The organism is Micromonospora sp. NPDC049089, from assembly GCF_040648775.1.
Classification (GTDB): domain Bacteria; phylum Actinomycetota; class Actinomycetes; order Mycobacteriales; family Micromonosporaceae; genus Micromonospora.
This window is the reverse complement of the sequence record NZ_JBEZEH010000182.1, coordinates 1-14,863: the sequence shown is the minus strand read 5'-3', so window position 1 is coordinate 14,863 and position 14,863 is coordinate 1. Positions and strand designations below refer to the sequence as shown.

General features: G+C 71.8%; 15 protein-coding genes and 2 pseudogenes. 12 read left to right on the top strand and 5 right to left on the bottom strand.

Features of this window, described 5'->3' with window-relative positions:
- The first annotated feature begins 23 nt into the window (after window positions 1-23).
- The 4 genes from AB0B48_RS25855 to AB0B48_RS25840 all read left to right on the top strand — a co-directional run bounded on the left by AB0B48_RS25855 (window position 24) and on the right by AB0B48_RS25840 (window position 3,514).
- Window positions 24-656: an MBL fold metallo-hydrolase gene (locus AB0B48_RS25855; RefSeq protein WP_357206033.1), complete on the top strand. Its 633-nt coding sequence runs from the start codon at window positions 24-26 to the stop codon at window positions 654-656.
- Window positions 657-660: 4 nt separating this feature from the next.
- On the top strand, window positions 661-1,653 hold the full coding sequence (locus AB0B48_RS25850) for a hypothetical protein (RefSeq protein WP_357206031.1): 993 nt from the start codon (window positions 661-663) through the stop codon (window positions 1,651-1,653).
- A 104-nt stretch (window positions 1,654-1,757) separates the two neighbouring features.
- On the top strand, window positions 1,758-2,492 hold the full coding sequence (locus tag AB0B48_RS25845; protein ID WP_357206028.1) for a hypothetical protein: 735 nt from the start codon (window positions 1,758-1,760) through the stop codon (window positions 2,490-2,492).
- A 62-nt stretch (window positions 2,493-2,554) separates the two neighbouring features.
- Window positions 2,555-3,514, top strand: a complete 960-nt coding sequence (locus AB0B48_RS25840) for a GNAT family N-acetyltransferase (protein ID WP_357206025.1) — start codon at window positions 2,555-2,557, stop codon at window positions 3,512-3,514.
- 75 nt (window positions 3,515-3,589) lie between these two features.
- Here AB0B48_RS25840 and AB0B48_RS25835 read toward each other — a convergent pair whose 3' ends face one another.
- Window positions 3,590-4,045: a gamma-glutamylcyclotransferase gene (locus AB0B48_RS25835; protein WP_355009477.1), complete on the bottom strand. Its 456-nt coding sequence runs from the start codon at window positions 4,043-4,045 to the stop codon at window positions 3,590-3,592.
- 106 nt (window positions 4,046-4,151) lie between these two features.
- Here AB0B48_RS25835 and AB0B48_RS25830 point away from each other — a divergent pair, with 106 nt between their 5' ends.
- A complete protein-coding gene (locus AB0B48_RS25830) occupies window positions 4,152-5,555 on the top strand; it encodes an NAD(P)H-quinone dehydrogenase (RefSeq protein ID WP_357206022.1) in 1,404 nt (467 codons plus the stop codon).
- Here the strand turns inward: AB0B48_RS25830 and AB0B48_RS25825 are convergent.
- From AB0B48_RS25825 to AB0B48_RS25810, 4 genes and pseudogenes are all read right to left on the bottom strand, one after another.
- A complete protein-coding gene (locus tag AB0B48_RS25825) occupies window positions 5,528-6,166 on the bottom strand; it encodes a DUF998 domain-containing protein (RefSeq protein WP_357206019.1) in 639 nt (212 codons plus the stop codon). The genes AB0B48_RS25830 and AB0B48_RS25825 overlap by 28 nt on opposite strands.
- A 152-nt stretch (window positions 6,167-6,318) precedes the next feature.
- Window positions 6,319-6,651 (bottom strand): helix-turn-helix transcriptional regulator, encoded by a 333-nt coding sequence (locus AB0B48_RS25820; protein ID WP_357206017.1) that lies wholly within the window; start codon window positions 6,649-6,651, stop codon window positions 6,319-6,321.
- Window positions 6,648-7,015, bottom strand: a pseudogene (locus AB0B48_RS25815) (type II toxin-antitoxin system RelE/ParE family toxin). The gene AB0B48_RS25820 and the pseudogene AB0B48_RS25815 overlap by 4 nt, the downstream one beginning before the upstream one ends.
- Before the next feature lie 45 nt (window positions 7,016-7,060).
- Window positions 7,061-7,690 carry a DedA family protein gene (locus AB0B48_RS25810; protein ID WP_112732530.1) on the bottom strand — a complete coding sequence of 210 codons (630 nt, stop codon included), beginning with the start codon at window positions 7,688-7,690 and terminating at the stop codon, window positions 7,061-7,063.
- 194 nt (window positions 7,691-7,884) lie between these two features.
- Between AB0B48_RS25810 and AB0B48_RS25805 the strand changes: the two are divergent.
- The 7 genes and pseudogenes from AB0B48_RS25805 to der form a co-directional block, all read left to right on the top strand.
- A pseudogene (locus AB0B48_RS25805) lies at window positions 7,885-8,700 on the top strand (tyrosine recombinase); the annotation flags it as partial.
- 179 nt (window positions 8,701-8,879) lie between these two features.
- Window positions 8,880-9,803, top strand: coding sequence for an AAA family ATPase (locus tag AB0B48_RS25800; RefSeq protein WP_030487987.1), 924 nt, complete (start codon window positions 8,880-8,882; stop codon window positions 9,801-9,803).
- Window positions 9,804-9,844: 41 nt separating this feature from the next.
- On the top strand, window positions 9,845-10,834 hold the full coding sequence (locus tag AB0B48_RS25795; RefSeq protein ID WP_357206013.1) for a segregation/condensation protein A: 990 nt from the start codon (window positions 9,845-9,847) through the stop codon (window positions 10,832-10,834).
- Window positions 10,827-11,795 carry an SMC-Scp complex subunit ScpB gene (scpB, locus tag AB0B48_RS25790; RefSeq protein WP_357206010.1) on the top strand — a complete coding sequence of 323 codons (969 nt, stop codon included), beginning with the start codon at window positions 10,827-10,829 and terminating at the stop codon, window positions 11,793-11,795. Before AB0B48_RS25795 ends, scpB begins: the two co-directional genes overlap by 8 nt.
- Window positions 11,782-12,552 carry a pseudouridine synthase gene (locus AB0B48_RS25785; protein ID WP_238659881.1) on the top strand — a complete coding sequence of 257 codons (771 nt, stop codon included), beginning with the start codon at window positions 11,782-11,784 and terminating at the stop codon, window positions 12,550-12,552. The genes scpB and AB0B48_RS25785 overlap by 14 nt, the downstream gene beginning before the upstream one ends.
- A gap of 195 nt (window positions 12,553-12,747) precedes the next feature.
- The gene (gene cmk, locus AB0B48_RS25780) at window positions 12,748-13,428 is read left to right on the top strand and encodes a (d)CMP kinase (RefSeq protein WP_357206006.1); all 681 of its coding nucleotides are present in this window, start codon (window positions 12,748-12,750) and stop codon (window positions 13,426-13,428) included.
- Window positions 13,425-14,828 (top strand): ribosome biogenesis GTPase Der, encoded by a 1,404-nt coding sequence (gene der / locus AB0B48_RS25775; protein ID WP_357206003.1) that lies wholly within the window; start codon window positions 13,425-13,427, stop codon window positions 14,826-14,828. The genes cmk and der overlap by 4 nt, the downstream gene beginning before the upstream one ends.
- Window positions 14,829-14,863 lie beyond the last annotated feature (35 nt).

The following is a 14,863-nucleotide window of genomic DNA, read 5'->3' as shown; positions in this document are numbered from 1 at the left end:
GATTCGATAATCGAGGAGTCACGATGCGGCTCACCAAGTACGCCCACTCCTGCCTTCGGGTGGAACACGACGGGGGAGTGCTCGTCGTCGATCCCGGGGTGTTCAGCGACCCAGCGGCGGCGCTGGACGGTGCGGACGCGGTGCTGATCACCCACGAACACCCCGACCACCTCGATCTGGCAGCGGTGCGCCTCCAACTCGACCGACAGCCGTTCCCGATCCACGGGCCCGCCTCGCTCGGCGAGGCCCTGGGCGACGCGGCCGACGTGCTGCGCCCGGTCAGCGCCGGTGAGTCGTTCACCGCCGCCGGGGTCGCCGTGCGCGCGTACGGGGGGCGGCACGCCGTGATCCACCCCGACATCCCGGTGGTCGACAACCTCGGTTACCTGATCAACGACGTGGTCTACCACCCGGGCGACTCCCTGGTCGTGCCCGACGAGACCCCCGTCGACACGCTCTTCGCGCCGATCCACGCCCCCTGGTCGAAGTTCTCCGAGGTGGTCGACTTCATCCGCGCGGTCGCGCCACGGCGCGCGTACGCCCTGCACGACGCGTTGCTCAACGACAAGGGGCTGGGCGTGCTCGACAGGCAGTACACAGCGCTGTCCGGCACCGAGTACCAGCGACTGGAGCCCGGTAGCCGGGTGGACGTCTGACCCGATGCCCGGCCTCTCCGCGGAGCTGGTGCAGCAGCTCTACCGCACCCCACCGGACCGGTTCGTGGCCGCCCGGGACCTCGCTGTGGCCGAGGCCCGCCGGGCCGGCGACGCGGCCACCGCCCGGCAACTGGCCCGGCTGCGTCGCCCGACGGTGGCCGCCTGGTTGGTGAACCTGCTCGCCATCGGACGCCCGGAGCTGGTCGCCGATCTGGTGCAGCTCGCCGATGCCCTGCGAGTCGCCCAGCGGGAGTTGCGGGGGCCCCGACTGCGGGAGCTGTCAGCGCAACGCCGGGCGGTGGTCGGCGCCCTGGTCGCCGAGGTTCGCAAGCTCGCCGCAGCCGAGCCGGACGCGCCACCGGCGAGCCGGCTGCCCCTGGCCGAGGTGGAGGCGACGCTGAACGCGGCGTTCTCCGACGCCGAGGTCGCCGAGCAGGTGCGGGCGGGCCGCCTGCTGCGGGCGGCCAGCTACGCCGGCTTCGGTGAGGTGCCCCGGCCGCAACTGCGACTGGTCACCGACGATGACGAGGAGCACGAGGAGGAACGCCCGGCCCGCCGACCCGGCCCCCAACGGGGCCGTCCCGAGGCGGCACCCCGTACGGACCGGGCGGCCGAGCGTGCCGAGCAGGCCGAACGGGCCGAACGGGCCGCACAGCGAGCGGCCCGAGCCGAGCGGGCCCGACAGCGCCGCGCCCTGGACCGGGAGTTGGCGAAGGCCCAGGCCGACCAGGAGCGGGCGGAGACCGAGCTGACCGAGGCGACCGGGCAGGAGCGCGACGGTGTGGCCGTACTCGATCGTCTTGAGGCCGAGTTGGCCGAGCTGGAGCGGCGGCGCGCGGTCGCCGAGCAGGATCTCAGCCGGGCCAAGCTCGCCCGGCGTGCCGCCGAGCGGGCGGTCACCGTGGCCCGGCGGCGCGCCGGCGAGGTCGAGGCGGCGGTCGAGGCACTGGCGGCCGAAGAGGGGGATGCGGACGCGGGCGGTGGCGCGGCAGACTGAGCATCGATGGACGACGACGAGTGTGCGCGCCGTGCACGGCGAGTGGCCCCGGGTCGGGGCGTGGTCGTGGTCGCCGGGCCGGGTTGCCCGAGCGGGGCGGCGCGGTGACTCCGGAGCAGGTCGCGGCCGCCAGTAAGCCTGTCGTGCTCGACCTGGGCGACGCCTTCAGTCGGGACCCGACGACGTTGCGCCGGGCCCGACTGCTCGGCATCTCCGGCTGGGCCTTCTACATCAGCGGCCGGGCCGGCGCGCTCGGCGGTGTGCGGGCCGAGACCGCCGCCGCCGCCCTCGGGTTCATCGCCCCGCACGCGGTCGCCGACGGTTGGGACGCCGCCGCCCGGGTCGTTCCGCCGTTCGAGGTGGCCGCCGCGAGCCTCGCCGAATGCTGCCGGTGGGGGGCGCAGCAGCTCGGCCCGCTGCCCGGCACCGAGCGCCTGTCGGCGCTCGTCGAGCGGGCGGTGGTGGCGGCGGAGGCCAGTGGGATGCCGCTCTTCGCCGCGTGGCGGGCCATGCCGCTTCCGGATCTCTCACCCGGGGCTCGCAGCGCCGCCGGTCTGCGGCTACTCCGGGAACACTTCACCGGCGCCTACCTGCTGGCGGTACGCGCGGCCGGGATGACCCCGCTGGAGGCCGTGCTGTCCGGGCCGGAGGGCGAGGCCGGGGCGGTGGCCTGTGGCTGGCCACCGCCGTACCCGCCGATCGGGCCGTTGGTGCGCCGCCGGCTCTGGGCGGAGGCGGTGACCAACCGACTGGCCGCGCCGGCGTTCACGGCCCTCGGGCCCGCCGACGGCGCGGAGTTGGTGGAGTTGCTGCACCGCACCCGTGTCGACCTCGGCTGAGCCTCCCGTCGGCCGGGAAAATGGGCGGCGCCGGAGCGGATCGGCTGCCAGGATGTCCTGCCGTGACCCTTCCCGCTGGTTGGACGACGCGCCGACCCACCCTCGACGACGTGCCGGCGATCCTCGCGGTGGTGCACGCCGCCGACACCTTCGCCATCGGTCATCCCGACTTCGACGCCGAGGACGTCGCGGCGTCGCTGACCGCCCCCCACTTCGACCCGACCCGGGACTCCTGGCTGGCCATCGACCCCGACGACACAGTTGTCGGCTGGGCGACGGTGGACAACCCGACCGGGCTGGGCCGGGAGTTCGTGGAGGTCTACGTCGATCCGGCACGGGCCGCCGCCGTCCGCGCGCCGTTGCTGCTGCGCCAACTCGACCGCGTCGCCGAGCGCGCTGCCGAGCGGGGGCTGCCGTCACTCACCGTCCGCTGCGCGGTCTTCGCGCCGGAACGCGACTGGGAACGCGCCCTGCGCGGGCTCGGGTTCGCCCTCGTCAAGCGGTACGTCCGGATGAGCCGGCCGCTGGACGACCTGCCCGACGAGCCGACCGGGCCGTCGGCCGTGACGGTGCGGCCGGTCCGCCCGGACGACGAGACCGATCTGGTGGAGTTCCACCGGATCTACGAGGACGCCTTCGGCGACACCCCGGACCACGAGCCGCTGTCGTACGAGCGGTGGCGGGCCCGGATCGGCGACCTGACCGCCTGGGACGAGTGGTTCGTCGCCGAGGTGGACGGGGTGCCGGTCGGCGCGTTGCAGTCCTCGGACCAGGCGCTCGACCAGCAGTCGGGTTGGGTGAAGAGCCTGTCGGTGCGGTCCGCGTACCGTCGCCGGGGCGTGGGTGCGGCGTTGCTGCGCCGCGCCTTCGCCCGCTACGCCGAGAAGGGGCGGCGGGCGGTCGGCCTGGGCGTCGACCTCACCAACCCGACCGCCCCGCTGTCGCTGTACCGGTCGGTGGGCCTGCGGGAGACCCAGTGGACCGACATGTATGAACTTTCCGTGCCGGCGGCCGGTGTGTGATTGACGACCCCGGTCCGGCCCGACCGGCGCTCCGCTCGACAGCGGTAGCACACTGGGGACGTGCGATACGCGCTGCTACGCCGAGGCGGTGCCGGTGGGGCGGGCCCGCAGCTCGGTGACGTAGTCGTCCGGGGCGCCCGCCTTCTCGGCGGCGTTCGCGATCTCCGACAGGTACCAGGAGGTCGGCAGGCCACCCTCGTACCCGTTGAAGACGTAGATCCAGGCGGTCACGTCGCCGTCGAGGGTGGAGACCCGGACGTGCAGCTTGCGGTACGTGCCGGCGGTCACCCCCTCGAGTTCGTCGAGTTGGCCCGCGTCGTAGGGGTGGATGTCGTAGAGCGCCACGAAGACCCGGTCGCCGGGAGACTCGACGAGGGTGCTCACCGCGCCCTCCCAGCCGATCATGTCCGCCCCGGCGAAGGTCAGCCGCCAGCCCTCCAGCCAGCCGGTGCCGACCATCGGCGAATGCGGACAGTAGGCGCGCATCCGGGCGGGATCGAGATTTGAGCCGTAGGCGGCGTGATGACGCACGGCGATGACGATAGCCCGGCCGACGGGTGGGGGAGAATACGACAGTGCGTGTCGAATGCGCTCGGGAGAAGAAAGTCACTGTGAGCATGGACGAAGGGCGAACGCTGTGAGCCGGATCGTGATCATCGGCGGAGGGCCGGCCGGGTACGAGGCGGCACTGGTCGCCGCCCAGCTGGACGCCGATGTCACAGTGGTGGAGGCCGACGGTGCGGGCGGCGCCTGCGTGCTCTCCGACTGCGTACCGTCGAAGACCTTCATCGCCAGCTCGGGGGTGGTCACCGGCTACCGCGACACCGAGGAGTTCGGGGTGCACTCGGACGGCCTGGAGGCGGTCACCGTCGACGCGCGCGCGGTGCACGGGCGGGTCAAGCGGCTGGCCCTGGCGCAGTCCGCGGACATCCACGCCAAGCTGCTGAAGGCGGGAGTCACCTTCGTGGCCGGCACCGCCCGGCTCGGCGAGGACTCCCTCGGGCACACCCACCGGGTCGTCGTCACCCCCGCCGACGGCGCGGAGGAATACTCGATCGACGCGTCCACCGTGCTGGTGGCCACCGGCTCGACGCCCCGTCAGCTGCCCACCGCCGTACCGGACGGTGAGCGCATCCTGACCTGGCGACAGGTGTACGACCTGCCGGAGCTGCCCGAGCACCTGATCGTGGTCGGGTCCGGCGTGACCGGTGCCGAGTTCGCCAGCGCGTACCTGGCGATGGGGGTCGAGGTCACCCTGGTCTCCAGCCGGGACCGGGTGATGCCGCACGAGGACGCCGACGCCGCCTCCGCCATCGAGCGGGTGTTCCGCAACCGGGGCATGGAGATCCTCAACAACTCCCGGGCCGACGCGGTCCGGCGTACCGCCGACGGCGTCGAGGTGGAGCTCTCCGACGGCCGCAAGGTGACCGGCTCACACGCGCTGATCACCGTCGGTTCGATCCCGAACACCGCCAACCTGGGTCTGACCGAGTACGGGGTGGAGCTGGGCCGGGGCGGTTACCTGACTGTCGACCGGGCTTCCCGGACCAACGTGCCCGGCATCTACGCCGCCGGCGACTGTACGGGCGTGCTGTTGCTGGCCAGTGTCGCCGCCATGCAGGGCCGGATCGCCATGTGGCACGCGCTCGGTGAGGCGGTCCGCCCGCTGCGGCTGCGTACCGTCGCGGCGAACGTCTTCACCGACCCGGAGCTGGCCACCGTGGGTGTCTCGCAGGACGAGGTCGACGCGGGCAAGGTGCCGGCCCGGCAGGTGATGCTGCCGTTGTCCGGCAACGCCCGGGCCAAGATGGACGACCTCTCCGACGGTTTCGTGAAGCTGTTCTGCCGTCCCGCCAGCGGTCAGGTGATCGGCGGTGTGGTGGTCGCTCCGAAGGCCAGCGAGCTGATCCTGCCCATCACGATGGCGGTGGAGAACAACCTCACTGTCAACGAGCTGGCCCAGACCATCACCATCTACCCGAGCCTGTCCGGCTCCATCACCGAGGCGGCCCGTCAGCTCATGCTGCACGAGCTGGAGTGACCCGACCGGCGTGCGGGTCGGGTCAGGCTCGTCGCCACCGTCACCAGGACCGCCACCTCGGCGAGGATCAGGAGGCGTTCGGCCAGGCCGATGAGCATCCGGTCGCCGGGGTAGGCGGACCAGATCATCGCCGCCGCCAGGGCCAGGCTCAACAGGACCAGGGTGCGTAGCGTCCGGGCGGCGGGCGTCAGGTCGGGTCGGCGGGCGAGCAACCAACCGGCCACCGGCAACGCCAGGAAAGCGATCACCGACGCGTACCGGTGCAGGTAGGCGGCGGTGGTCATGGCGGTGCCCGGCTCGTTCGTCGGCACCACGGCGGCCAGCAGCAGCCCACCCACCCACGCGCCGAGCAGCAGCTCTGCCGTTCGACCGGAGCGCGGTCGGGGTGGGCTGGCGCGGCGCAGTCCGTAGAGCAACGCCACGGTGGCGAGCGCGAGCACCACCATGGCGATGTCGATGACGCCGCCGCGGTCGGAGACCGCGAAGTCGCTGATGGTCAACGCCCACGGGTTGAGGTCGTCGTTGACTTCGAGGTGGCCGATCACTGTGAGCAGCGCCGCCAGGGCGATCCCGCCCAGGGCCAGCAGGCCGGTACTCCGGGTAACAGGCATGCCTCAGCCTGTCGCCGCACACACCCCAGCCGAATCCGGGACAGCCACCGAAATAGTCCCCCGGGACCACCCCTAGAGGCCTTCCGGCATTTGGCAGTCACGTGCTTCTGCGCATCCGTGAACTTCCGATGGTCGCGACGACCCTCGCCAGGTCAGGCGACGTTCAGCTGGATGTTCCCAATGCGGGCGACGATGTCGAGATGACCACCCAGGCCGGTGACGTAGGCGCGGAGTGATTCCAGGCTGGTGTGCTCGCCATTCTCGATCTGGCTGATCCTCGCCTGCGTCAGCCCTGCCGCCTCGGCCAGTTGCACCTGAGTCATACCCAGGTGCTTGCGGATCTCTGCCAGCTGCGCCCCACTGACCGCTGCCAGCATCTGCTCACGGTGCTGAGCGCGCCGGGAGGTCCTGTCCGGATCTGCCCAGGATGGATCGAGCGCGCGGGCCTTCGCCTTGACGTCCTGCCAGTCAGCTCCATCGGTCATCTCTGTGTTTCCCTCAGCCTGGAGAGGTGCTCCTGAAACCGGTCGTCCGCCAACGGGACCGCCGTCTTGTACCAAGTCTGCCACTGGCCCGACTTGTCGCCAGCGACCAGAAAACAGCTTCTCGAACGGGATCAAAAGCGAAGATCATGCGGACCTCCGTGGAGCCAGTCGACCCAGGTCGCAGCTCCTTCATATGGTGGAAGATGCTGCCTTTGAGGCGGTCAACCAGGGGACGCCCGAGCGCCGGCCCGTGTTCGGCGAGGAGGTCGATGGCCTCGCTGACGAGGTCGGCGCTGGCGGGATCCGTCTTGCAGAGGTCGAGGAACCACTCCTCGACCTCAGGATGAAGTTTGACGTCCCACATGCTGCCAATATAAGTGCAGCTTATACCCCGCAGATCCAACGACACTCAGTCGATGGGGACGTCGACCGCGGCCACTGCGGCGGCGGCGCGGGCGTGGCGGGCGCTCACCACTGTCATCGCCCAACCGGCGGCGGCGAAGCCGGCGGCTGCGGCGGTGGCGATGATGGCCAGCCGCCAGGCCGACTCGGTCAGTGCGGTGCCGCCCAGGTGCCCGACCAGCGCGCCGTAGGTGGCCCAGCCCAGCGCGGCTACGGCCTCGTAGAGCACGAACAGGCGGTACGGGTAGCGGCTGCGCCCGGCCGAGAAGCAGGCTGCCATCCGCCCGCCGGGCACGAACCGGCAGAGCAGGATGACCAGCGGCCCAGGTTGTCGCAGCCCCTGGGTGACTCGGCTGGCCACCCGGCGGGCGCGGCTCAGCTCGGCGTGCCGGGGTGGCCGCCGATCCGGTGCGCTGCGCCCCAGCAGGTAGCAGGCCAGGTCGCCGGCGAATACGCCGAGCGCGCCGACGGCGATGGTGACCGGCAGGCTGAGCCCGCCGTAGACGGTGAGCGCACCACTGGTGATCATGACGATCTGGGTGGGAATCACCGGCACGAAGGCGTCCGCGATCAGCAGCGCGAGCAGCACCAGGTACGCCCACGTCGGCGACGCGACGTCAGTCAGAAGTTCGGGCACGCCTGCCACCTCGCCGAATGCGGCCGATTGGGTGTCTTGAGCCTGACGTCGTGTCCGGCGTCACGGTGGACGGCCCCGGCCCGTCGTGACCGTCGACACGACTGGGCCACCCAGCTACAACGAGTCCGATCGGTGCCGGGTGACGGTTTCGGAGGCGGTTCCACCCGTTCGAGGCGGGCGGCAGAACGCCGTTCACCGACCTCGCGTTGGTCGGCGCCGGCCTCGTCGAGTCGCACCTGGCGCGGCTGCGCGCCGGCGACGACGCGCACCCGCCCCTCGCTGTCTCCTCCGCCGCCCGCGCGGCCAGCGCGGTACGCGGCCTGCACCGCTTCGCGCTGCGCGAGGGCCTGGCCGGCGCCGATCCGAGCCGCGACGTCCGCCCGCCCACGCCGCCCCGGCGGCTGCCCCGGGCGCTACCGGTCGACGACGTGGTCCGGCTGCTGGAGACCGCCGGCCCGATCACCGCGACCGGCGACGACGCGCCTCTCGCGCTGCGCGACCGGGCGCTGCTGGAGTTCCTGTACGGCACCGGCGCGCGCATCTCCGAAGCGGTCGGCGCCGCCGTGGACGACCTCGACACCGACGACGGCACGGTGCTGCTGCGCGGCAAGGGCGGCCGGGTGCGGCTGGTGCCCATCGGCGGGTACGCCGTCGACGCCGTCCGCGCCTACCTGGTCCGGGCCCGTCCCGGGCTGGCCGCCGCCGGTAGGGGCACCCCGGCGGTGTTCCTCAACGCCCGCGGTGGCGCGCTGTCCCGCCAGGGCGCCTGGGGCATCCTGCGCCGCGCCGCCGACCGGGCCGGGCTGCCCGTCGACGGGCCGGCCGCGGTCTCCCCACACACTTTGCGCCACTCCTACGCCACCCACCTGCTCGACGGTGGCGCCGACGTCCGGGTGGTCCAGGAGCTGCTCGGCCACGCCTCGGTGACCACCACCCAGGTCTACACGTTGGTCACCGTGGAGCGGCTGCGCGAGGTGTACGCCACCGCCCATCCCCGCGCCCAGGGCTGAACCCGTAGCTGTCGACGCCGACACGCCGGGCCGGTGCCGAACCCCCTGCTGGTCGGTGGCGTACAGTCGGCATCGGCGCGGACCTCCTGGAGCGACACGACCGGGGTGCGCAGCGGCGCCGCGAAGGACGTCGGACGGCTCCGACGCCGGGTGGGTCGTCGGGAGGGGGCAACGAGCACATGGCTGGCAACGGTGACCGTGCCGAGACCTGGACGTCGGAGCTCCGCGAGCAGCAGGCCACGCTCGGCGCGGACCTGGGTCCTGCGGACCCGGCTGCCTACACGATGCGCAAGCCCATTCCCGAGCCGATGCCCACCGACCGGCACGGCCCCGCGCGCATCATCGCGATGGCCAACCAGAAGGGTGGCGTCGGTAAGACGACCACCACCATCAACCTGGGCGCCGCCCTCGCCGAATACGGCCGCAAGGTGCTGCTCGTCGACTTCGACCCGCAGGGCGCGCTCTCGGTGGGCCTGGGCGTCAACCCGCACAACCTCGACCTGTCCATCTACAACCTGCTCATGCAGGACGACATCATCGCCGAGGACGTCGTCATCAAGACCGACGTCGCGGGGCTGCACCTGTTGCCGGCCAACATCGACCTCTCCGCCGCCGAGATCCAGCTCGTCAACGAGGTCGCGCGGGAGATGGCCCTGGCCCGGGTCCTGCGCACGGTCCGCAAGGAGTACGACTACATCCTGATCGACTGCCAGCCGTCACTTGGCCTGCTGGCGATCAACGCGTTGACCGTCGCGCACGGCGTGCTCATCCCCCTCGAATGCGAGTTCTTCAGCCTGCGCGGTGTGGCACTGCTGCTGGACACCATCGACAAGGTGCGCGAGCGACTCAACTTCGACCTGGAGCTCGAAGGCATCCTCGCCACCATGTACGACAGCCGCACCACGCACTGCCGCCAGGTCCTCCAGCGGGTGGTGGAGGCGTTCGGCGACAAGGTCTACCAGACGGTCATCACCAAGACGGTGAAGTTCCCCGAGTCCACCGTGGCCGGTGCCCCCATCACGACGATGGACCCGGCCTCCTCCGGGGCACGTAACTACCGTCAGCTGGCCCGCGAGGTGATCGCCGCCCAGTCGGAGCGGTAGCCGGAACGTCCCGTGCCCGACTCGTGGACTACGGTCGTCCGGTGACCGCGCCACCCCTCGACCCACCCGAGACCGCCGACGCGGCCGTGGTCGACGGTGTGCCGCCGGTCGATCCCGCTGCCACCGGCTTCACGGTGCGGCTGGCCAACTTCACCGGCCCGTTCGACCTGCTGCTGCAACTGATCGGCAAGCACAAACTCGACGTCACCGAGGTGGCCCTGCACACGGTCACCGACGAGTTCATCGCCTACATCAGGGCCATGGGCGACAACTGGGACCTGGACGAGGCCAGCGAGTTCCTGCTCATCGCCGCCACCCTGCTCGACCTGAAGGCAGCCCGGCTGCTGCCCGCCGCCGAGGTGGAGGACGAAGCCGACCTCGCCCTGCTGGAGGCACGGGACCTGCTCTTCGCCCGACTGTTGCAGTACAAGGCGTACAAGGAGGCGGCGGCGCACATCGCCGAGCTGGAGGCCGTCGGCGGCCGACGCTACCCGCGCGCCGTGAGCCTGGAGGCCCGCTACGCCGAGGCGTTGCCCGACCTGGTGCTCGGCATCGGCCCCCAGCGGCTGCTGAAGCTGGCCGTGAAGGCGATGACCCCGAAGCCGGTGCCGGAGGTCTCCATCGCCCACGTGCACATGGTCCGGGTCAGTGTCCGGGAACACGCCGCGATCCTCGCCGCACGGCTGCGCCGGGCCGGCACCGCCACGTTCTCGCTGCTCTGCGCGGACTGCGAGGCCACCCTGGAGGTGGTGGCCCGGTTCCTCGCGCTGCTGGAGCTGTACCGGGAGGGCCTGGTGTCGTTCGTGCAGGAGCAGGCCCTGGAGGAGCTGACCGTGCGCTGGACCGGCCCGGCCGACGGCGACACCGAGCTGCACGTCGACGAGTACGCCGGAGCCCCGGCCGACCCGGAGTCACCGGGGCCTGAACTGACGGGGGCGGGTCCTGAGCCGGCGGGGGCTGAGCTTGAGCCGACGGGGGAGGCCGGCGGGCCGGACGGGACGGGAACGACGGAGGGTGCGCGGGATGAGTGACGAGCAACGTCGGGACTCGCTGGCCGACCAGGCCGCCGCCTGGGTGCCCCCGTGGGACCGTCCCCGCCCGCCCGCCGCCGACACCCCCACGGAGCCGGACGGCTCCGCCGCGTCACCGGAGACCGACGAGCCCGCTTTGGCAGCGCCCGGACCGGAGCCAGAAGCCGCCGAGCCGGACGTGGTCGCGCCGGGCTCTGCGCAGGGTGACCCGGATGGGCAGGGCCCAGACGAGGCGGGCCCGGGTGAGCCGGATCGCGTTGAGGCGGCTGCGGGCGACGTGGGCTCGGCGCGCCCGGACCTCGGCGAGGTGACGGACGGCACGGTAGGGGAGTCGGGTGACGCTGCGGGCGTACCCCGGCGGCAGTTGGCGGGACGGCGGCGGGCGACGGTCGTGCCGGAGCCCGCGCCCGAGCTGTCCGACAGTGAGCTGCGCGGCGCGTTGGAGGCGATTCTGCTGGTGGTCGACGAGCCGGTCAGCGAGCTGGTGCTGGCCCAGGTGCTGGAGCAGCCCGCCGAGCGGGTCGGGCCGATGCTCGACGAGATCGCCGCCGGTTACACGGCGTCCGGGCACGGGTTCGAGCTGCGGCGGGCGGCGGGCGGGTGGCGGCTGTACACCCGGCCGGAATACGCTACGTACGTTGAGCGGTTCGTGTTGGACGGGCAGTCCGTGCGGCTGACCCAGGCGGCGCTGGAGACGCTCGCTGTGGTTGCGTACAAGCAGCCGGTGACCCGTTCGCGAATCTCAGCCATCCGGGGTGTGAACTGCGACGGGGTCATCCGTACGCTGGTCACCCGTGGCCTCATCGAGGAGTGCGGCACCGAAACGGACAGTGGGGCGTTCCTCTACCGGACCACCACGTTGTTCCTGGAGAAGCTCGGGCTGAACACCGTCGACGAGCTGCCGCCCCTCGCACCCTTCCTGCCCGACGACGTAGAAGAGCTTGCTGATGCGACCCGATAACCGTTCCCCGAAACCCGACGCGCCCGTCTACGAGGGGGCTGAGCGCCTGCAGAAGGTGCTCGCCGCCGCCGGCGTGGGTTCCCGGCGCGCCTGTGAGGACCTGATCTTCCGCCGCCGGGTCACCGTGGACGGGCGGGTCGCCAAGCTCGGCGACAAGGTCGACCCGGCCACCTCCGTGATCCACGTGGACGGGGAGCGCCTCCAGGTCGACATTCGCCTCGTCTACGTGGCGATGAACAAGCCGCGCGGGGTGGTCACCTCCATGGCTGACGACAAGGGGCGCAACGAGCTGGCCGAGTTCATCGGCAACCGGGTGGAGCAGCGGGTCTACCACGTGGGGCGGCTCGACGCGGACAGTGAGGGCCTGCTGCTGCTCACCAACGACGGCACCCTCGCGCACAAGCTCATGCACCCCTCGTACGAAGTGCTGAAGACCTACCTGGCCGAGGTGGTCGGGCCGATCCCGCGCAACCTGAGCAAGCGGCTGCTGGCCGGCGTCGAGCTGGAGGACGGGCCGGTCAAGGTCGACTCGTTCAAGGTGGTGGACACCCTGGGTAAATCCGCCCAGGTGGAGCTGAGCCTGCACGAAGGCCGCAAGCACATCGTCCGCCGGCTGATGGAGGAGGTCGGGCACCCTGTCACCCGGCTGGTGCGTACCTCGATCGGTCCTATCCGGCTGGGTGAACTGCGGACTGGACGGATCCGGCGGTTGACGAACGCCGAGGTCGCCGCCCTGTTCAACGCGGTGGGTGACTGACCCCCGAGTTCGGGGTACGGCAGCCGGTAGGCTCCACCGATGGCCGGGACGCGGCCGCCCGGGTGGCGTGGGTCGCCTCCGGCGGCGTCGCGCGCAGGTCCGCCAATGGACCCGGGCATGATTGATGACGATTGACAACCGCTTGCGGCGCCAGATCACCGGGCGATCCGCGAGGTACGGGCTGAGGAGGACACGGTGGAGGAAAACGTACGGACCGGGCGATGTGTGGTCGCTGTGGACGGGCCGTCCGGTTCGGGTAAGTCCACCGTGTCGCGGCGCCTCGCCGCGAGCATCGGTGCGCGCTACCTGGACACCGGGGCGATGTACCGGGCGATCACGTGGGCCGTGCTGCGCTCCGGCGTGGATCTCACCGACACCGCGTCGGTGGCCAAGGTCGCCGGCGAGGTCAACCTGCGCATCGGCACCCACCCGCAGGGGTACGCCGTGACGATCGACGGGGTCGGCGTGGATGCCGACATCCGTGGCCCCGAGGTGACCGGCGCGGTTTCCGCCGTCGCCGCCGTGCCGGCTGTCCGTGAGCTGCTCGTCAACCGGCAGCGCGAGATGATCGCCAACGCTGGTCGGATGGTGGTCGAGGGCCGCGACATCGGCTCGGTCGTGGCGCCGGACGCCGACCTGAAGGTCTTCCTGACCGCCTCCGAGGCGGCCCGTGCCGCCCGGCGCAGCGCCGAGGACGCCGCCGACGTGGCGGCCACGGCCGCCGATCTGGCCCGGCGGGACCGTCTCGACTCGACCCGCAAGGTCAACCCGCTGACCCAGGCGCCCGACGCGGTGGTGCTGGACACCACCGAGCTGGGCATCGACGAGGTCGTGGCGCGGCTGCGCGACATGCTCACCGAGCGGGGCGTGGCATGAGTAGCGATGGTGGTGGGTGGGTCGAGCTGCGGGAGCCCGACGTCGCCGTCGAGGAGCCGAGCGGCCCGCAGCCGGTGGTGGCCGTGGTCGGCCGCCCGAACGTGGGCAAGTCGACGCTGGTCAACCGGATCATCGGCCGCCGGCAGGCGGTCGTCGAGGACGTCCCCGGCGTGACCCGCGACCGGGTCCCGTACGACGCGCAGTGGAACGGCCGGGCGTTCACAGTGGTGGACACCGGCGGTTGGGAACCGGACGCGAAGGACCGGGCCGCGGCCATCGCGGCGCAGGCCGAGACGGCGGTCGTCACCGCCGACGTGGTGCTCTTCGTGGTCGACGCGATGGTGGGCTCCACCGACGTGGACGAGGCTGCGGTGAAGATGCTGCGGCGCAGCGCCAAGCCGGTGATCCTGGTGGCCAACAAGGCGGACAACAACTCCATCGAGATGGAGGCCACCTCGCTGTGGTCGCTCGGCCTCGGTGAGCCGTTCCCGGTGTCCGCCCTGCACGGACGCGGCTCCGGCGACCTGCTGGATGCCATCCTCGCCGCGCTGCCGGAGGCACCGGCGATCGTGGAGAACCGTCCGCGTGGGCCGCGCCGGGTGGCGCTGGTCGGGCGGCCGAACGTCGGCAAGTCCAGCCTGCTGAACCGGTTCTCCGGTGAGGAGCGGGCGGTCGTCGACTCGGTGGCGGGCACCACAGTGGACCCGGTGGACAGCCTGGTCGAGATCGGCGGTCAGACCTGGCAACTGGTCGACACGGCCGGGCTGCGCAAGCGGGTCGGCAAGGCCAGCGGCACCGAGTACTACGCCAGCCTGCGTACCGCCGGCGCGATCGAGGCCGCCGAGGTGGCCGTGGTGCTGCTGGACTCCAGCGAACCGATCAGCGAGCAGGACCAGCGGATCCTGTCGATGGTGACCGAGTCGGGTCGGGCGCTGGTCATCGCGTTCAACAAGTGGGACCTGGTCGACGCCGACCGTCGGTACTACCTGGACAAGGAAATCGACCGGGAGTTGCGCCGCATCCCCTGGGCGATCCGGCTGAACCTGTCGGCGATGACCGGCCGGGCCGTGGACAAGCTGGCCCCGGCCCTCAACAAGGCGCTGGCCAGCTGGGAAACCCGCGTGCCGACCGCGCACCTCAACCAGTGGCTCACCGCGCTGGTGCAGGCCACCCCTCACCCGGTACGTGGTGGGCGGGCGCCGCGGATCCTGTTCGCGACGCAGGCCGGTGTGGCGCCGCCACGGTTCGTGCTCTTCACCACCGGCCCGCTCGACGCCGGCTACCAGCGCTTCGTCGAGCGCAAGCTCCGCGAGGAATTCGGGTACGAGGGCAGCCCGATCGAGATCTCGGTCCGCCCGCGTAAGAAGCTCGGCCCCGGAGGCGGTCACGCCGGCGGGTGAACCACTCGGTGTCCTCGCGGACCTGGCGGTCACAC